The following is an 18,348-nucleotide window of genomic DNA, read 5'->3' as shown; positions in this document are numbered from 1 at the left end:
ACATTCACATTCTTAAAAATATTTTGCCATGAAATCTCTCTCAACTAACAACAAGCTTTCTGTTTCTAAATCTACTGTTGCAAAATTCAATAAAAACCAAGGTAGCCTTAACTACAACACAGGATCAATTATTTCCAATTTTGACGCTAACAATACTGGGTCGATTATATCAAATTTCTAATAACCGCCCATTGGATTTATACTAACACAACATTCACATTCTTAAAAATATTTTGCCATGAAATCTCTCTCAACTAACAACAAGCTTTCTGTTTCTAAATCTACTGTTGCAAAATTCAATAAAAACCAAGGTAGCCTTAACTACAACACAGGATCAATTATTTCCAATTTTGACGCTAACAATACTGGGTCGATTATATCAAATTTCTAATCAAGCCCTTTGGATTTATACTAACACAACATTCACATTCTTAAAAATATTTTGCCATGAAATCTCTCTCAACTAACAACAAGCTTTCTGTTTCTAAATCTACTGTTGCAAAATTCAACAAAAACCAAGGTAGCCTTAACTACAACACGGGATCAATTATTTCCAATTTTGACGCTAACAATACTGGATCGATTATATCAAATTTCTAATCAAGCCCTTTGGATTTATACTAACACAACATTCACATTCTTAAAAATATTTTGCCATGAAATCTCTCTCAACTAACAACAAGCTTTCTGTTTCTAAATCTACTGTTGCAAAATTCAACAAAAACCAAGGTAGCCTTAACTACAACACAGGATCAATTATTTCCAATTTTGACGCTAACAATACTGGGTCGATTATATCAAATTTCTAATAACCGCCCATTGGATTTATACTAACACAACATTCACATTCTTAAAAATATTTTGCCATGAAATCTCTCTCAACTAACAATAAACTTTCTGTTTCTAAATCTACTGTTGCAAAATTCAATAAAAACCAAGGTAGCCTTAACTACAACACGGGATCAATCATTTCCAATTTTGACGCTAACAATACTGGGTCGATTATATCAAATTTCTAATAACCACCCATTGATCATTATAATAATCCTTAATTTGTAGATATTCGCAAAACCGCCCAAATGCGAAACATAAAATTATAAATCTACAATAGTTTAAAAATCAAATCGCAAGTTATCATTTGGTCAAAAGATACTTTTGACAGTCAATCATCAAAATTTTCAGCTAATTTCTTTGGCTTTAGGAGGCACATAAATGGCGATAGGCCGCAGAAAATGAACCCGAGGGGAATCTTGATAATTTTACATGATATTAAATAATGGAAAATATCTAATTATACGCATTGCTCAATACGTATATCCCTAAAGGTTCATTTCTTTTCTATGGTTTACTATATTGAAACAAACTTTTTGTACAAAGTAAATACCTTATCGCAAAAAAACTATATTACCTAAAGACATTTTCGATGTCTGGTAAAGTATAATAGAACAAGGTATCTAACAAAAAAAACTCCTATCAAACACAACGTTCAATAGGAGAAGATAACTTAGAATGAAAAATGTACAGAGCCTTTTATCGTAAATTTATCTGGTAATCTACCTGATGGAGACAAATGATCCAAATAAGTTAAGCGATGAAATGCCTGAAGTCTGAATATTTTGAAGATGTTATCAATACCATAACCCACCTCTACGAATGGAATACTAGGATCTAAGCTAGAGAAATTAAATCTTGACTCAAGCATATTTGAGGGATGTCGAGGATTAAATATAGGCATGGCATCATCCATTAATTGTTGATTTCCTTGCTTTTGGCTACCATATAGTATATTTGCCGTTGCCAAAAGACGCCATTTTAATTGACGAATAGCAGGAATTCTATTAAACAGCAATCCTTCAAAGTTGTGGTTATATTGCACAGAGACAAACTTATCACTCACAAATTCAAAGTAATGCATTGTATTGAATGCCGCTCTATTAAAAAATAGTGTTTGATTTCCTAAGTGTGGATACAACAAAGGAGCAGGCAAACTTGATGGCGTATATCCTGCTTGTAACAAATAAGACGAGCGACCTAGAGTCCCCAATCTAAATGTTTGGAATACCTTTGCTGTAAATTTATGATAATCAAAATCACCATTCAAAACCCCTTTCAGACCTCGCTGATAGCTTAATGTAACAACAGGAACTCTCTTGGTGTCGAGGGTAATACGTTCATTACCGTCCATGATATAAGTTTCATTTTTGGCAAAACGAGCCTCTAATGTCAAAAAAGTATCGTCATAATAGTCTCTCGATGGAGACAACTTTCCCATTTCGGGATCTGTGCGATACTTAAATGCAAACAATGGATCAAAGTTTCTCTGAATTAAAGACGCAGACAATGTAATGCCTTTGACAGGCTCTGTCTTAATAAAAGCTTCGTTTTCTCGACGATAGAATGCTCCAGAATAAAGCCCCCAACGAGTAAAAGCATAGAAGATTTTATTGTCGCCAATAAGGTCTGGAGTTAAGCCAATGCGCTCTAAGTCATAAGTATGCCTTACGCCCGCTACAGTCCAATGTCTTCTTGATAGTATATAATTTACCTCTCCTCCATATTTCATCTTCACATCGCGTGTTCCAATCCCTGCAAATCCTCTAAACACCCAATGTTTACTAAATGCAGCATTAGTTCTAAAACCCATTCTTAGACGCATGCCTTCAATACGATTAAAAGCTACAGAATACAAATATGGGCCTATCTCAATCCCATTGAAACGTTTATATCCACTAGCAATAATTTCAGCAATTTCGACATACGTCCTTACAATTGGCACATTACGCACTGTATCTATTAATTTTGATGCTAGAACATCTTGTGCACTAAAAGGCTCATGACGAGCTTGTTCCCAAAACTTAGGATCCGTTTCTTTCGAATCTTCTGCTACTTCGACTGGAATATCATAAAACGCAAGAGGCTTTGGTTGATTAATCACAAAGTCTTTGTTAGAAATATACATTTTCAAGAGCATACCTGCTGAACTCTTTGAAATTTCAGCAATATCAATCAAAAAGCGTGTTTTGGCAGGTAACCATGCTCCTTCAGTGGTTTGAGTTAACTCCTGTGAAATTTTAATCTTATCAATAAAATTGATATTTGCGTCCTTACCAACTGTTGCATCTATCTGAACCAAAGCATAAGTAGTGGTATCGATATAAGCTTTTCCGATAAACACCAAATCTTTATCATTTTTAGGGTCAAACTCCATTCCATAGCAAATGTGCCCATCTATATCGGTAGTATCTGACAAGTACCATTTGTATGTACCTTTCCAGTTTTCGCCAATTGGCGAAATAATATCTTTTCCTAAAAATGCAACGTAGTTATTATAAAAGTTGTAGTTGGCAAAAAGATTTCCTCCTACCAATTGCGACACAAATCCTCCTTCTTTGACCCCAACTCCTTTTACATTATTTTTCAATACCATCTCTTTTTTGCGAGAAGGGCTTTCACGATAATAAAATTTAGAAACCGTTTCTGATATAAAAGTTGGGATAACAGCCTTTCCATCTTCGCCTGCCATCTTTTCAAATTTATCAATAGCGCCTTGGATTTGCTTCATTACCTTTTTCTTCTTGAACTTTTCCGAAATATTATCTACATCAAGTTCCATTTTCGAATAGGAATCATACTCATAGGCACTCAAATGCTTACGGTCATTTTTTTCACTATTTTCACGAAGTTTACGAAGAATTTTAAAGGCAGGATTTTCTCCAGAATAAACATATACCTCATCTAACGATTTGGCTTCGCCTACTAGCTGAAAGTCTACGGATTGATTTACTGACTTTTTATCGATGGCCTTAGTTCGTGTTTTGTATCCTACCGAACTTACATACAAAGAGTCGCCGAGCTCTTTTGCACGAATCGTAAAAATACCCTCAAAATTGGTTTGAGCACCTATATTTTTACCTTTGATACCGACTGTGGCAAAAGGTAGCGGATCACCATTTTTTGCATCTGTAACTCTACCTTTTATGACATACTGTGCTTTTGTAGTTAGGGTTGCTAAGATAATAATGGTTAAAATTTTTGTGAATAAAAAGAGGTTTTTAGTGCACATGTATAAGACAAGTGATTTTGATTCCAACATTTCTCGGATAATACCTAAATGGCGATAATGTTTTAAATCTGTGATTAGATATTTATAAACGGAAAACTTAATAGTTGGCTAATCTAGCCATTAATTTAAAGAGATTTTTGATTCAAATTTGGAAAAAGAAACTTAAAAATACAATTTATTAGTATGACAATCAAAAGACACTTTTCCCTCTAACTTACTGAAGATAAGTCTATAGTCTTTTATCACAAATCTTTATTCCTTTTATATGCTGTACATTGAATATGTACGAAGAAAAAGTTATAACAGGTTGCCTAAGAGCGTAGAATATCTTTTTGGATGCAACTCAGTTAAATAAAAATTGAGGTTATTTTCTATCTCTAATCAAAAAGAAGTTTTCACTATTCTCTAAATTTCTTTCAGAAATTGGACTAATTTTTGAAATGCTCGACCTCGGTGAGACATACTGGCCTTTTGTTCCATAGTCATCTCAGCAAATGTTTGTTCATAGCCATCTGGCACAAATACAGGGTCATAACCAAAACCGCCTTCGCCTCTTAATTCATCAATTATTTGTCCTTCTACGATACCATCAAATTGGTGAATTATTCCGTCTAGTATCAAAGTAATAACTGTCCTAAATCTTGCTTTACGGCTTGCCTTATCCTTCAAATTGGTAAAAAGCAATGCTATATTATCGGCATTGCTACGATGAGCTCCTGCATAGCGGGCAGAATATACCCCTGGCTCGCCATTGAGCGCTTCAACTTCCAAACCTGTATCGTCTGCAAAACAGTTGATATTGCCGTAATTATCAAAAAGGTATTGGGCTTTTTGTAAAGAATTGGCTTCAAGGGTATTACCTGTTTCAGGTAATTCTTCTTTACATCCTGTAGCTTCAAGAGAGACGAGTTCAAACTGTGCGCCAAGCATGGCTTGAATTTCTTGCAACTTATGAGCATTGTTCGTTGCAAAACATAACTTTTTCATAATAATCATTCAAATTTTAGTTTCGGGCTACACCTTTCATATCAAAGCCTTCCTCTGTTAAGAAGAAGGCTTTGGTATTTTCTGTAAAACTACAAAGAAAACAGTTGAGTACTACCCTGACTGTCTTTATTTTACTGACACTACCTCTACTTCAAATTGTAATGAAGCATAAGGAGGTATCACATATACACCCGTACTTTGGTTGACACTACCACTACTTGAGTATCCAATATTTGACGGGAATACAAGAATTGCTTTTTCGCCAACTTTCATTCTTGAAACACCCTCTTCAAATCCTTTGATAGCTCCATTTGCACCAAGGGTTAAATCAAAAGTGCCTGCATCAAATTGTGCATCATAATAAAGTTTGTTGCTAGCATCCACTTTTCTCATTTCAAAAAGTAACTTCCCTGTATATTTCAACGTAACTGTTTTACCTGCTGTGAGTGATACTCCCGTAGGGTTAGGGGTCGTAATCGCAATACGCAAATCAGTAGAGGTTTTGGTAAATGACAATTGAGGATATTTTATTGCGATATACTTGTCAATATTCTCATTTTCGGTAAGGGTATTCAATAATTCAATCTCAATAATCACTGGATCGCCATTGCTTTGAAGTTGAGGAAAAATAAATTTACCTTTATCTCCTACACGCATGATACTCAATGGATAATTGAATACACTGTTGTAGGCTCCAAAAATATAGTCATACGCAATTTTCTGATTAACTCTTGAGCTATCAACAATGGTACCTGCAAGATTTTTAATTACAAAGTTAATCGACGACAAGTCACCTACCACAGGAACACGACCCGATGGGTTTGAATTATTGATTTGAAAATAAAATCCCGAAACGTGTTGTTGTACAGTAAGATTATTGTCAGTGATATATTTCTTTACTGCTGCTTCATTTTGTTTGAGTTTCTCTGTTGAAGCTGGGTCTGGATCGCCATTACTCATACAAGAAGTCAGCAAAAATGCGTAGCCAATCGTTAATAACCAGAAAAGTTTTTTCATAATAAATACAATAATTGGGGTTTAAAATTGCAAAATGTTATGCCTTTGCATACATCTGCTATCAAAAAATAAAGAGTTAGATGTTAGAGCATCTTATCCCAAAGACACCAAAGCTAGCAAAATGGTTGTATTCAAATCACCATTCTTTATAACTTTATCTCTTTGAAAGGATTACTTACTCTAATTTCTAACTCTTTAAATAATATTTACTATTAATTATCGCTTACAGCAATTACTTGTACATCAAAAATCAATGGTGATTCCCCTGGAATTGTTCCCTTTCCTGTGGTGCCGTAACCTATGGAAGAAGGGAAAATAAGTGTTGCTTTCTCTCCAACTTTCATTAACTCTACTCCTCGTTGAAATCCTGTCACAAAACCGCTACTAGCTCCAATCGTTATTTTAAGAGAGTCTGAAGTATTCACATTTGAATCAAAAATCTTTCCATTCAAAAATTTTCCAGTATATTTTACTTTTGCAATTTTTCCAGAAGCCATATAATCCCCAGTCCCTTCTTGTGTACGAATATATCTTAAGCCGTTACTATAATTACCAGTAAGCGTCAGCTTATTGGTAAGTACGTATCTATCAATATCAGCATTTTCACTATATGCTTTAAACCAACTGACATCAACTTTGATTGGAGAGTTGGCGGGCAAATTAGGGAAGGTTTGTGAACCTAAAGCCTGTGTTGATGGTATAATAAAAGTAGCTTTCTGGCTTTCACGAATTAGAGGTAAAATTTTCATAAAGATACTGGTACTACCACCGTACATAAATACAAATGGTTTTGTCTGTGTTGAGCTATCCAATTTAAATCCATCCAATCTCGATATAACATATTGAACTCTTACAGTATCTCCTGTCGATAAGGATTTGCGCCCACTCGTATCACCGGCCGTAACAGCATAGTAAATACCGTTTGTTGCTTTGGTAAATGATAGTGACTGTGAACTTAAATATGTCTGAATTTTGGTTTCGTTCTGTTTTACGATTTCGTCATTTTCTAAGACGATTGTCGATAAGCATGAACTCAATAGCACTACAATCGCAAACAGCCCCAACACATATAAACTTTTGATGTTTTTCATCTTTGATGATAATTACAGATTGTTAGATTAAAAATTAGCTTGGAATATCTTTAACTGAAAACTCCTAAACATAAAGTATTCACTTTACTGGAATAGACAGTCTTTCATAGTGTAAAATAACGACAAGCATTTGTGGAATAGTGCTACTTGGCTGTTAAAAACTGTTAAAATTAGCAGTTTTGCACTTTAGAATGAAGGGATTTCCAAAAACAGACAAAAGTGTAAGATGTATCCGAGAATACCGCCTACACTTTTATCGCGTAATTACTTACAACCTTGATATTATTTTGACGCTGTGAAATCAATTACTTCAACCTCGAATACCAAAGCAGAGTTGCCTGGGATTGGGCCTTGTCCTTGCTCGCCATAACCAATTGCTGGAGGGATCACGAATGTTGCTTTTCCACCTTTTTTCATCAATGTCAATGCTTCGTTAAATCCTGGAATCATTTGTCCGATTGGCATATCAATTGGTTGTTTGCTTTGGTCAAATACTTTACCATCCAAGAATTTACCAACATACATACACTTACAAACGTCTCCTTTTTTAGGACTAGCGCCAGTACCTTCAGTTGTGATTGAATAGTATAAGCCTGAAGCAGTAGTTTTGAATGTTTTTCCTGATTTCGCGATATAATCTTGAATCAATTTTGGAAGTTCTGTCTTGCGTGCTTCAGCAGCTTGCTTCTCTTTTTGAGCATTAGCAGCCATTTCCTTATCAAAATCAGCACGAGTTTGTACTTTCAAGATTTTAACAGAATATTTCAAATCTGTTCCTTTTTTGATAAATGGAGGCAATTGTTGTGCACCTTTTGACAATGAATCTACTGGTACATAAATTGTTGCACTGTCACCCTGAGCAAGTAATCTCAAACCATCTTCGAAGCTACCTTTAAAGCCTGATGCACCTGCTGGCTGAACCATAGCACGTGCTGGGTTTGCTTCAGTTGACTCTTGTAACAATGAATCTGCGCTATTATAGATTTTGGCAGTAAAAGTGATGATATCGCCATCTTTTAATTTCTTCGCCTTGTCGTCATGATTGTGAATTTGGATCTTCACATTTTCGATTACCTCTACACGATTTTTGTTACATGCAACTACTAAGCTAGCAGCAGCCATAACCATGGTAAGTTTTTTAAGCATTTTTCTGATTATTGTAAAAAATTGATTTTAATTCTATTCTACTTTTAATAATTCCTCTTGATACTCTGGTAAAATTGAGAGTAATTTAGCCACCGTGCCTTCAACACCTAATCCTGTTGTTTTTCCTCCTGCGGCATTTTTATGACCTCCGCCATTAAAATATTTAGATGCCAAGCCATTTACTGCAAATTGCTCAACAGAACGGAACGACATTTTTACGGCTTCTGGGCGATCTACGATAATTACCGACATCACAATGCCTTCTACCTGTAATCCATAATTAACAATACCCTCAGTATCACCTGTTTGTGAATTATATCGTTTAAGCTCCTCTGCTGTTAGCACAAAATATACTACGCGATATTTGGGCAATACCACCATTTTTTCGGACAATACAAATCCTAAAAACTTCAAGCGTTCTACCGAGGTACTATCATAAATACGACGATGCACTAGATTGGTATTTACTCCCAATTCCATAATATCAGCCGCAATACGATGTACTTCTGGAGTTGTACTTGGGTGTCTAAATGAACCTGTATCAGTCATGATACCTGCATACAAACTTTCACCGATTGGAATATCGATGAGACTTTTATCTCCCAATAATACAATCAATTGATAAATCAACTGTGCTGTTGCAGAAGCTTTGGTGTCGTGATATACAAAAGTAGCAAAGCTTTCAGGATTGATGTGATGGTCTATCATCACCTTAGTAGCTTTTGCTTTTGCTACATATTCGGCCATTGCTTCAATGCGACCTAATGCAGAAAAGTCAAGGCAAAAGATTAAGTCTGCCTCGTTTATATATTTTATGGCTTGCTTTTGAGCTTTTGAGTCTTCAAAGTTAAGAACCTCATCATTTCCCTGCATCCAATTCAAGAACCTAGGATAATCAGATGGAGTGATTACCTGTACTTGATGACCTTTTTTCTTGAGATAACCTGCCAAGCCGAGCGACGAACCTAAAGCGTCGGCATCTGGCTTGTAGTGAGTGGTAATCACAATCCTTTGTGGGGTAGCGATTATCTCACGAAAGGCTTCGAAGTTTTGCATTCTATTAGTGATTTCTCCTAAAAGAGTTTTATTTTAAGTTAATTAGCCCACAAAGTTAGAGAATAGTTTACAGTTTATGATTTATCACTTGGAGATTTTTGAAATATTCGAGTGATTTAGCCTTAAAATTGCTATATTAGTTAGGTAATCATTTGAAAATCAAGCAAAGAGTATATCAAGCATGCAAAACCGTATAGTTATTTCTTTGAATGGTAAATAGAATATCCTTGGAACTTGATATAATCAGATATAATTTTGTATTAAACAAAAATCATATAATACCCATTTTATGGCTACTAACAGAACCTTTACAATGATTAAGCCAGATGCTGTAGCAGATGGCAACTCAGGTGCAATTATCAAAATGATTGAGGAAGCAGGCTTCAAGGTTATTGCAATGAAAAAAACATTGTTGACTCCAGCTCAGGCGGGCAAATTCTATGAAGTACACGCTGAGAGACCGTTCTACGCTGATCTTTGCGAATACATGTCTTCTGGCCCTATCGTACCAATGATTCTTGAAAAAGAAAATGCTGTTCTTGATTTCAGAACGCTTATTGGTGCTACTGACCCAGCTAAAGCTGACGAAGGTACTATTCGTAAAATCTTCGCAAAGTCTTTGAGTGCAAACGCCATTCATGGTTCTGATTCAGACGAAAATGCAGCTATTGAAGGTGCATTTTTCTTCGCAACTACTGAGCAATACTAATCTATTGTTGAGTAACACTTCAGATGCAACATTAATCACAGAAGCTGTCTTACCGACAGCTTCTGTTTTTTAAGGCTTTTTGATTACATATTTTTCATTTACCTCAATTCCGACACATGCTCCTTTTCTTTATCCTTGGATATTTATCGGTTAATCTTTTGGTAGGCTGGTGGGCTTCAAGTAAAATATCGAGTACCGAAGATTTTGTACTTGCAGGACGTGGTTTATCTTTTGGCCTTTCGTCGATGGTTACTTTTGCTACATGGTTTGGTTCTGAAACTATGATGGGAGCTCCCGCAGAGTTTATTGAAAAAGGTATTTTGGGAGTTATTGAAGAGCCTTTTGGGGCAGCATTATGCCTGATTTTGGTAGGTTTGTTCTACGCAAAAATTTTCTATAATCTGAACATTCTTACTTTTTGTGATTATTTCAAATTACGATATGGAGTTGCTGCCGAATATGTATCGGCATTTTTGATGGTTCCTTCTTATTTTGGTTGGATTGCTGCCCAGCTTATTGCAATGGGAACGGTTTTGGAGGTGGTAGTCGGATGGCCCTTATATACGGGAATATTAATTAGTGCCATCTTAGTTATGATTTATACGCTAATGGGCGGAATGTGGTCGGTGTCGGTAACTGATTTTTTCCACAATATTTTATTAATCATTGGACTAATCATCCTAACAGCAATTATGCTTGACAAAACTGGTGGACTTAAGCCTGTGATAGCTTCTACGCCACAAGATTTTTTTAGGGTAATTCCCAAGCGGTTTACACTACTAGAATCTGCTTCGTATCTAACTGCTTGGGTTACTGTAGGATTAGGCTCTATTCCACAACAAGATATTTTTCAAAGAGTGATGGCCTCCAAAAATGCAAAAACGGCTGTACGTTCATCGGTAACGGCTGGGATTCTATATTTATCAGTAGCTATGCTCCCTTTATTTATTGCCTTAATGGCAAAATACCTTCATCCTGAACTTTTGCAGCATGATGCCCGCATGATTATACCTAATATGGTCATGGAGCACACCAATACATTTGTACAAATCTTGTTTTTTGGAGCGTTGATTTCTGCGGTTTTAAGCACCACCAGTGGCGCAATACTGGCACCTGCCTCTGTGATAGGAGAAAATATTATTAAACCACTCTATCCTACACTAACAGATCGCCAATTGCTCTTTGTGATTCGATGCTCTATAGTTGTGGTGACTATAGCGAGTATATGGATGGCAACCTCAAGACAAAATATCTTTGAGCTAGTTGGCGAATCCTCAGCATTTAGCCTTGTTTCACTTTTTGTGCCTTTGACAGTAGGGTTATATTGGAAAAAAGCCAACACAATAGGATGTATTGCTTCAATGATACTAGGATTTGGTTCCTGGTTTATTTGCAATTTTGTGTGGAAAACGGAATTTCCTGCTTCCCTAATCGGGCTTATTGTCAGCTGGATTGCCATTTATGTAGGGTCGTATATTCCAATTAAGTCCTTGAGATCTTAATTGGAATAATATTTCGACATACGATGTTGGCCATCAGATGTGAAGGTTTTAGAAATTTTATTTGTAAGGATTTTATAAAATATCAAAAATCAACCTGACTAATACTTATCGTCTTCACCCAAATCATCACCTAGAAGACCTTTCCCAAATTTTTTGAGACCATCTAACCATGAGCCTTGTTTTTTTACGGATTTTTGCTCTCTTTCCTTTTCTGGTTCACGTTTTCTCTGAATATTAGGAGGCACAGCTGCTGGTGGTACAATTTTAGGTTCTGTTTTGCGTAACACTTTATAGCTATCTTCACGTTCGTCAATCGAACGAAGCCCGTTCCAAACAAGCCCTACAGCCGTAGCAAAGGATGGATTTTTTACCTCTTCCGATATCGTACGACCAAGATTCTCGTTAGGATAACCTAGTCGAACATCACGTCCAGTTACTTTTTCAAACAACTCACAGATATTTGGCATTTGTACTGAGCCTCCTGTAAGAACGATTCCGCATGACAAACGGTTTCCAAATCCTGAACGGCTAATCTCGGCTACTACAAGTGCTGCTATTTCTTTTAGGCGTTCTTCAATAATAATAGATAAATTTTTGACCGAAACAACCTTAGGTTTACGACCATTGATACCTGGAATTGAAATAGTTTCTTCAAAAGGTACTTGGGAAGCCAAAGCATTACCAAATCGTACTTTCATAACTTCTGCATGTTCATTAGAAACATTACAGCCCTGCTCAACATCAGCCGTAATAATATCGCCTGCATAGGGTAATACAGAAATATAACGAACAATATTTTTGTAGAAAATCGCTATTTCGGTAGTACCACTTCCGATATCGACGAGTGCTACTCCACTTTTCTTTTCTTGCTCAGAAAGTACTGCTAATGAAGCCGCCAAAGGAGAAAATACTAAACCTCCTTCGATTTCCATTTTTTCTTTTGCACGCTCAATACAACGCTTAGTTTTATCCAAAGCCAAGGTTGGAGAAGTAATCATTAGAAAATCTCCTTGAAGCTTTAAACCGCTAATACCTACAGGCTCCTGAATACCTGTACTAGAGTCTACCACATATTCTTGTGGTAAAGTATGTACAATTGAGTTACCTTGAGAAATAAAGGTACGCTCGGCATCGCTAGCCACTTGGTCCACATCTGTTACTGTAACTTCCTCACCAGAGGTGTTACGAGTAATCATGGCTTTGTGCTTGATTCCAACTATATTTGGACCTGCTACACTAGCAATAACACCACGGATATCGATATTGGCTTGTTGCTCAACTTGCATAATCGCATTGCGAACGGCATCTATTGTTTTGTTGACATTCAAAACAACACCCTTCGAAACTTGACCAGTAGTATCTCCTTTGCCCAAGCCTAGTATCTCTAACTTACCCATGTTATCGAGTCTACCAGCTACAACGCTTACTTGCTTGCTACCTATGTCCAATCCAACAATTATCTCACTCATGCGATTTAGAAGTTTTAGTGATCCTTCAGTCAATAAACCCCGATATAAATGTAATAGCAAAAACTACATAATACGCTTCACCCTACAACACTATTGATTAACAACTGAAAACCTTATTCACAAACAATCTGATTCTTATATTTAACACTAATTTTTTTATATAAATCCCATCCTTTTACTGGTAGTATCTCTTTATATAAAATTTTTATTTTTTTAAACTTTGCTTCTAAATCTATCGCTAACCCTAGCTCAATAAAGTGATTTCCAAATTCAGGTATCAAGGTTACCCCGCCATCTTTTTCAACGATGAGTTGGGTAATTTGAGACTTCCAAAATTCATCATCACGAATAAACTTTATCAACTCAATAATAGATTTACTCTGGGTATCACTTAGTGATTTTTTGCCCATAAAGTAAGCTCCCGAAATCAACAAGACTCGCTCGGTGTGATGAGGCGATAGTCCAATCATTGAACCATCCTCTACCAAGTAGCTATCATACTGCGTATGGTTGGGGCTTTTGCTCGACAAGATTCTTGCAATAGGAGTGTGTTCTTGTACTGTAATAGTCATTTGTCCACTCAAACCTTGATGCGCCTGACAAGATTTTATCAAAGGATTCGCTAAAACTTTTCGTTCAATAGCCTTTAAGTTGATTCGACTAAAGGGCTTACCTTGAGGGTTTTCGCTAGGTATTCCAGTGACTACATTTTGAACATCATACTCTTTTACAAGTAGATTTTTATTTTCACTCTCTATTACAACCTTAATCTCTTTACATTTTTGTTTGCTATGAATTAGATTAGCACCAAAAATGGCAACTATCACCGCTACCACTGATACGATAAGCACTATAGTTCTCTTTAGTTGTACTTTTAGTGGCAAATCAATATGGGGTTAGAGTTTACACTTTGTTCCTATTTTTTAGCCAATCTGTTAAGGCTACAAGATTTATACGAAATTAGTATTTTTTTCTTATGTTTTACTTAAAGGGATTTTATTAAAATTTTTAATAACCCTAAAAAACCCATTTTAATCAACGAATTTATCATGTAAGTGCAATAAATTCGTGATTAAAATAAATCAAGCAAAATATTTTTTTATAGGATATATCTCTTTTTTTAGTGAATGGTTAACATATTCTTAATAGGAATTAAAAGTGTATCAATATCGCCAGCTCCAATAGTTACAAGTAAGTCTAAATCTTTCGTTTTGAGTACATCTAATAAGCTCTCCTTAGATACCATTTGCTTATTGTTGATAGTAATCTTATCAAAAATAATTTGTGAAGTAACCCCTTCTATTGGTAACTCCCTAGCAGGATAAATATCTAACAATAAAAGCTCGTCGGCTAGACTTAGGCTTTCGGCAAACCCTTCTTGAAAATCTCTTGTTCTAGTAAACAAATGTGGTTGAAATACTGCCGTTAGTTTGCGTGTAGGATATAATGCTTTTACTGAACGCAGGAAGGCCTCAATTTCTGTTGGATGATGCGCATAGTCATCAATAAACACTATATTGTCTTGACGTAAATGGTATTCAAATCTACGCTTTACTCCTTTAAATGTATTGATTCCATCACGAATTTCAGCAGCACTTAATCCTACAGTTAGGCACGCTGCTGTAGCTGCTAAAGCATTTTCTACATTATGAAAACCTGGCGTAAGTAGTTTACAGTCTTTGATTTCTCCATCTGGATAGGCTATATCAAAAACCATTTCTGCATTCTCGATACGAAGGTTTTCAACATGATACTGCCCTTCATTGAGCGAAAACTCTGCTGATTGATTAGTATAGTTTTCCAATTCCAAACCTTTGCGCTGAAACAATTGACCACCTTCTTTTATTTGTCCAACAAACATTCTAAAAGACTCCAATACATGATTGTGATCTCCATAAATATCTAAGTGATCGGCATCTGTCGAAGTTACAATAGCTACATCTGGATGCAAGGTCAAAAACGAACGGTCAAATTCATCAGCTTCAATAACACATGCTAAGGGATTTGGCGCGCTACTAATCAAAAAATTGGTACCATAGTTTTGCGTAATACCTCCCAAAAATGCCGTAATATCACGATTAGCATTTTTGAGAATATGTGCTATCATCGACGAAGTTGTAGTTTTTCCATGTGTGCCCGCTACTGCAATCGTAAACATATTCTGCGTGAGAAGTCCCAACACCTGCGAACGTTTCATCAAGGTAAAGCCCTTTTCCTGAAAATAATTTAACTCGGTATGGTTTTTTGGTATAGCAGGTGTATAAACGACAAGCGTTTGGGAAGTATCTGCTAGATATTCACTTGGAATAAGATTGATGTTATCTTCAAAATGAACTATGGCACCTTCTTTTTCCAAAGCTTGTGTAAGTGGAGTGGGTGTTTTGTCATAACCTGCTAACTGGTAGCCATTTGCAATAAACCAGCGAGCAATAGCCGACATTCCGATTCCTCCTATTCCTAAAAAATATACATATTTGAGTTGTTGTAAATTCACGATACAGTTTTGGATTAATGTTAATTAAATAAGTGGCAAATTTAATTTTACCTGCTCTGTAAGCTAAAAGTTTAACTGTGTATTTGAGGAAATATTGGAAACATTTTTGCCAAATATCCATAGCCGACAGCTGTTCCTCAATAGTTATACTTTTGCATTATTGCCATGACGAATAAGGTTTTATGCTTAGCCTTGAATTGTAATAACGAGGGTCGTCTGTAACTTCCATATATGCCCAAATGGGTATATCAAACGCTTCGGTTTCTGAACTTAATTCTATCTCAGCAACGATCAAGCCTTCGTTGGCTCCTTGAAATACATCTATCTCCCAAGTTTTTTCTTTATAAGTAATCAAGTATCTATATTTTTCAATATTTTGCTCCGTAAAATTATCTAACAAAGCTAATGCTTCATCCTTGGGTATCTCATATTCAAACTCCAAGCGACGCATTCCCTGAGTTTTTCCCTTGATAGTAATAAAGCCTTTATCATCGGTAGCTCTAACTCTTAATGTTTTTTCAGGGTCGGTAGAAAGATACCCTTGTTTTAAGAAGTTTGGTATTGGTTTATCCAATTCATGCCATAATTCATGCTTTACCAAAAACTTTCTTTCTATTTCTACAGCCATGATTTATAGTTGTTTTACGGCTTCAATGATCTTAATTTGTTCTAGTATCAACTCTGGCTTAATCAATAAATCTTTTCCTTCAGCAATAGCTTCATATAGATTTTGAAAAAGTAATCCCCAATTTCCAACTTCCGTTTCTACTTTTCCTTTGATAATAACATCACCAATATTCGAATATATTGCTCCTTGATTTTCGATTGGTTCAACGCCAAACCCTGTCATTTGAGGCATTATACCTGCCTTTAAATGGTCTTCTTGATGGTCTATTCCGTATTTGACAAACGAGCCTTTTGTACCATTAATTCTATAACGTGGACTTTCCTCTCTTACTAATAAACTTGATGACAGCTTTACCGTCATATTGTCATAAGATAAATAAATATCAAAAGCATCGTCAATCAATGAGCCTTCGCGCTGAGTATAGGTTTGTCCCCATACTTTTTGTGGTACTCCGAACAATACCAAAGCTTGGTCAAGGATATGTGGTCCTAAGTCATAAATAATACCGCTTCCTGACGATGGTGTTTCTTTCCATTTTTTAGGATTAAGTACGGGTTTATAACGGTCATATCTTACTTCATAGCTCACAATATCACCTAATAATTTGGCTTTCAAAATTTTTTGTACTGTCAAAAAATCAGAATCAAATCTACGATTTTGGAACACAGAAAGTACTTTATTTTGCTGTTTTACTAATAGTATCAACTCCTCAGCTTCTTGACTAGTACTGGCAAGAGGCTTTTCTACCAGAACATGCTTATTAGCTAATAAAGCTTTTTTAGCATATTCATAATGTGTTGCGTTTGGACTTGCAATACTCACCAAATCGATAGACGAATCTCCCAAAACATCTTCAATTGAAGATACAATCTGCGCTTCAGGGTATAACTCCTTTGCCAAGGCATTGGATGTTACAATAGTTTTGAGGTGATAATTAGCGTTTGCTGTAATGTATGGTGCTTGCAAATAACGTCCAGAAAGGCCAAAGCCCACCAATGCTATATTTATCATAGTTTAGTCGAAAGTAAATAAAATGAGTCTTCTCTATTTTACCAAGCTAAGAACTTGTTGAGCAATCTCGATAGCCGCATTAGGTTTACCTAGGTTTAGAATATTATCGATGAGATTAGCCTGTTTTTCTTTATCATGCAATAAATCCAAAGCGACCTTTACGAGTTCTTCGCGAGCTTGTACATCTTTAACAAGTATAGCTGCATTATTTTCTACTAAACTCATCGCATTTTTTGTTTGATGATCTTCAGCAGCAGTTGGCAGAGGCACTAAAATAGATGGTTTTCCAGCCAAACAAAGCTCAGAAACAGACAATGCCCCCGCACGAGAGACAACGATATCCGCCATAGCATAAGCCAAATCCATTTCGTAAATAAAATCAGAAACATATACTTTACCAACAAAGACTTCGGCAGCAGTTTTGGCTCTTTCAATATATAGCTTACCTGTTTGCCATACAACTTGACAACCTGCATTTACGAGGCTAGTCAAGCCCCCATCAATACTTTCGTTGATAGTTTTGGCGCCTTGGCTACCACCAATCACTAATACCGTTGGTTTATCGGGTTGTAATCCAAAATGCTCAAAAGCTTGCTGGCGCTTTGAGGCCACATTGAGTATGTCTTTCCTTACTGGATTTCCTGTCATCTGAATTTTAGATGCTGGAAAAAATTGTTCCATTTTTGGATATGCTACACATATTTTCTTGGCATTTTTTGCTAAGAATTTATTTGTAATACCTGCATAGGAATTTTGTTCTTGAATCAAAATAGGAACATTAGCAAGTGAAGCTGTCAGTAATAATGGGCCAGACGCATAGCCCCCCACTCCTACTGCAACATCTGGTTGGAAGTCCTTTAGAATTTTTCTGGCTTGCAACAAGCTCGAAATTAATTTGACTGGAAAACCAAGGTTTGCCATCATATTAGATCGATTAATACCTGCAATTGGCAACCCAATAATTGGATACCCAGCTTTGGGAACCTTTTCCATCTCCATTTTTCCTTCTGCACCTACAAAAAGTACTTCAACACTAGGATTAAGTTCTTTGAGGGCGTTAGCAATCGCTATGGCAGGATAAATATGACCTCCTGTACCACCGCCCGAAATAATTACTTTTATGGCTTTCACAAGTTGTATTATTTTTCAATTAAACCTTAAAGATAATGATTCCT

At 36.0% G+C, this 18,348-nt stretch carries 14 protein-coding genes; 2 read left to right on the top strand and 12 right to left on the bottom strand.

Annotated elements, in window-relative coordinates; all coding sequences use genetic code 11:
* Positions 1–1,504 precede the first annotated feature (1,504 nt).
* From QM491_RS08215 to QM491_RS08190, 6 genes are all read right to left on the bottom strand, one after another.
* Positions 1,505–4,063 carry a DUF5686 and carboxypeptidase-like regulatory domain-containing protein gene (locus QM491_RS08215; RefSeq protein WP_283327021.1) on the bottom strand — a complete coding sequence of 853 codons (2,559 nt, stop codon included), beginning with the start codon at positions 4,061–4,063 and terminating at the stop codon, positions 1,505–1,507.
* Between the two features lie 405 nt (positions 4,064–4,468).
* A complete protein-coding gene (locus QM491_RS08210; protein WP_283327020.1) occupies positions 4,469–5,050 on the bottom strand; it encodes a non-canonical purine NTP diphosphatase in 582 nt (193 codons plus the stop codon).
* Between the two features lie 126 nt (positions 5,051–5,176).
* Positions 5,177–6,067: an FKBP-type peptidyl-prolyl cis-trans isomerase gene (locus QM491_RS08205; RefSeq protein WP_283327019.1), complete on the bottom strand. Its 891-nt coding sequence runs from the start codon at positions 6,065–6,067 to the stop codon at positions 5,177–5,179.
* A gap of 212 nt (positions 6,068–6,279) precedes the next feature.
* Positions 6,280–7,158, bottom strand: a complete 879-nt coding sequence (locus tag QM491_RS08200) for an FKBP-type peptidyl-prolyl cis-trans isomerase (RefSeq protein WP_283327018.1) — start codon at positions 7,156–7,158, stop codon at positions 6,280–6,282.
* Between the two features lie 282 nt (positions 7,159–7,440).
* Entirely contained in the window at positions 7,441–8,304 is an 864-nt protein-coding gene (locus QM491_RS08195; RefSeq protein WP_166550009.1) for an FKBP-type peptidyl-prolyl cis-trans isomerase, read from the bottom strand.
* A gap of 33 nt (positions 8,305–8,337) precedes the next feature.
* Entirely contained in the window at positions 8,338–9,360 is a 1,023-nt protein-coding gene (locus QM491_RS08190) for a DHH family phosphoesterase (protein ID WP_283327017.1), read from the bottom strand.
* A gap of 289 nt (positions 9,361–9,649) precedes the next feature.
* On the opposite strand from QM491_RS08190, the gene QM491_RS08185 reads away from it, so the two are divergent.
* Both QM491_RS08185 and QM491_RS08180 read left to right on the top strand, forming a co-directional pair.
* Positions 9,650–10,069 carry a nucleoside-diphosphate kinase gene (locus QM491_RS08185; RefSeq protein WP_095161360.1) on the top strand — a complete coding sequence of 140 codons (420 nt, stop codon included), beginning with the start codon at positions 9,650–9,652 and terminating at the stop codon, positions 10,067–10,069.
* A gap of 116 nt (positions 10,070–10,185) precedes the next feature.
* A complete protein-coding gene (locus QM491_RS08180) occupies positions 10,186–11,571 on the top strand; it encodes a high affinity choline transporter 1 (protein ID WP_283327016.1) in 1,386 nt (461 codons plus the stop codon).
* A 98-nt stretch (positions 11,572–11,669) separates the two neighbouring features.
* On the opposite strand, the gene ftsA is transcribed toward QM491_RS08180, so the two are convergent.
* The 6 genes from ftsA to murG form a co-directional block, all read right to left on the bottom strand.
* Complete coding sequence (gene ftsA, locus QM491_RS08175; RefSeq protein WP_283327015.1) at positions 11,670–13,040, bottom strand: cell division protein FtsA; 1,371 nt, start codon at positions 13,038–13,040, stop codon at positions 11,670–11,672.
* Between the two features lie 113 nt (positions 13,041–13,153).
* On the bottom strand, positions 13,154–13,891 hold the full coding sequence (locus tag QM491_RS08170; RefSeq protein WP_283327014.1) for a cell division protein FtsQ/DivIB: 738 nt from the start codon (positions 13,889–13,891) through the stop codon (positions 13,154–13,156).
* Between the two features lie 269 nt (positions 13,892–14,160).
* A complete protein-coding gene (gene murC / locus QM491_RS08165; protein WP_283327013.1) occupies positions 14,161–15,534 on the bottom strand; it encodes a UDP-N-acetylmuramate--L-alanine ligase in 1,374 nt (457 codons plus the stop codon).
* A 157-nt stretch (positions 15,535–15,691) separates the two neighbouring features.
* Entirely contained in the window at positions 15,692–16,162 is a 471-nt protein-coding gene (locus QM491_RS08160) for a CYTH domain-containing protein (RefSeq protein ID WP_283327012.1), read from the bottom strand.
* Between the two features lie 3 nt (positions 16,163–16,165).
* Complete coding sequence (locus tag QM491_RS08155) at positions 16,166–17,173, bottom strand: Gfo/Idh/MocA family oxidoreductase (RefSeq protein WP_283327011.1); 1,008 nt, start codon at positions 17,171–17,173, stop codon at positions 16,166–16,168.
* Positions 17,174–17,206: 33 nt separating this feature from the next.
* Positions 17,207–18,295, bottom strand: a complete 1,089-nt coding sequence (murG, locus tag QM491_RS08150) for an undecaprenyldiphospho-muramoylpentapeptide beta-N-acetylglucosaminyltransferase (RefSeq protein WP_283327152.1) — start codon at positions 18,293–18,295, stop codon at positions 17,207–17,209.
* Between the last annotated feature and the right edge of the window lie 53 nt (positions 18,296–18,348).

The organism is Flectobacillus longus (genome assembly GCF_030056705.1).
GTDB lineage: Bacteria > Bacteroidota > Bacteroidia > Cytophagales > Spirosomataceae > Flectobacillus > Flectobacillus longus.
Note: the sequence above shows the minus strand (reverse complement) of the source record. Positions and strands in the feature narration are given on the sequence as shown.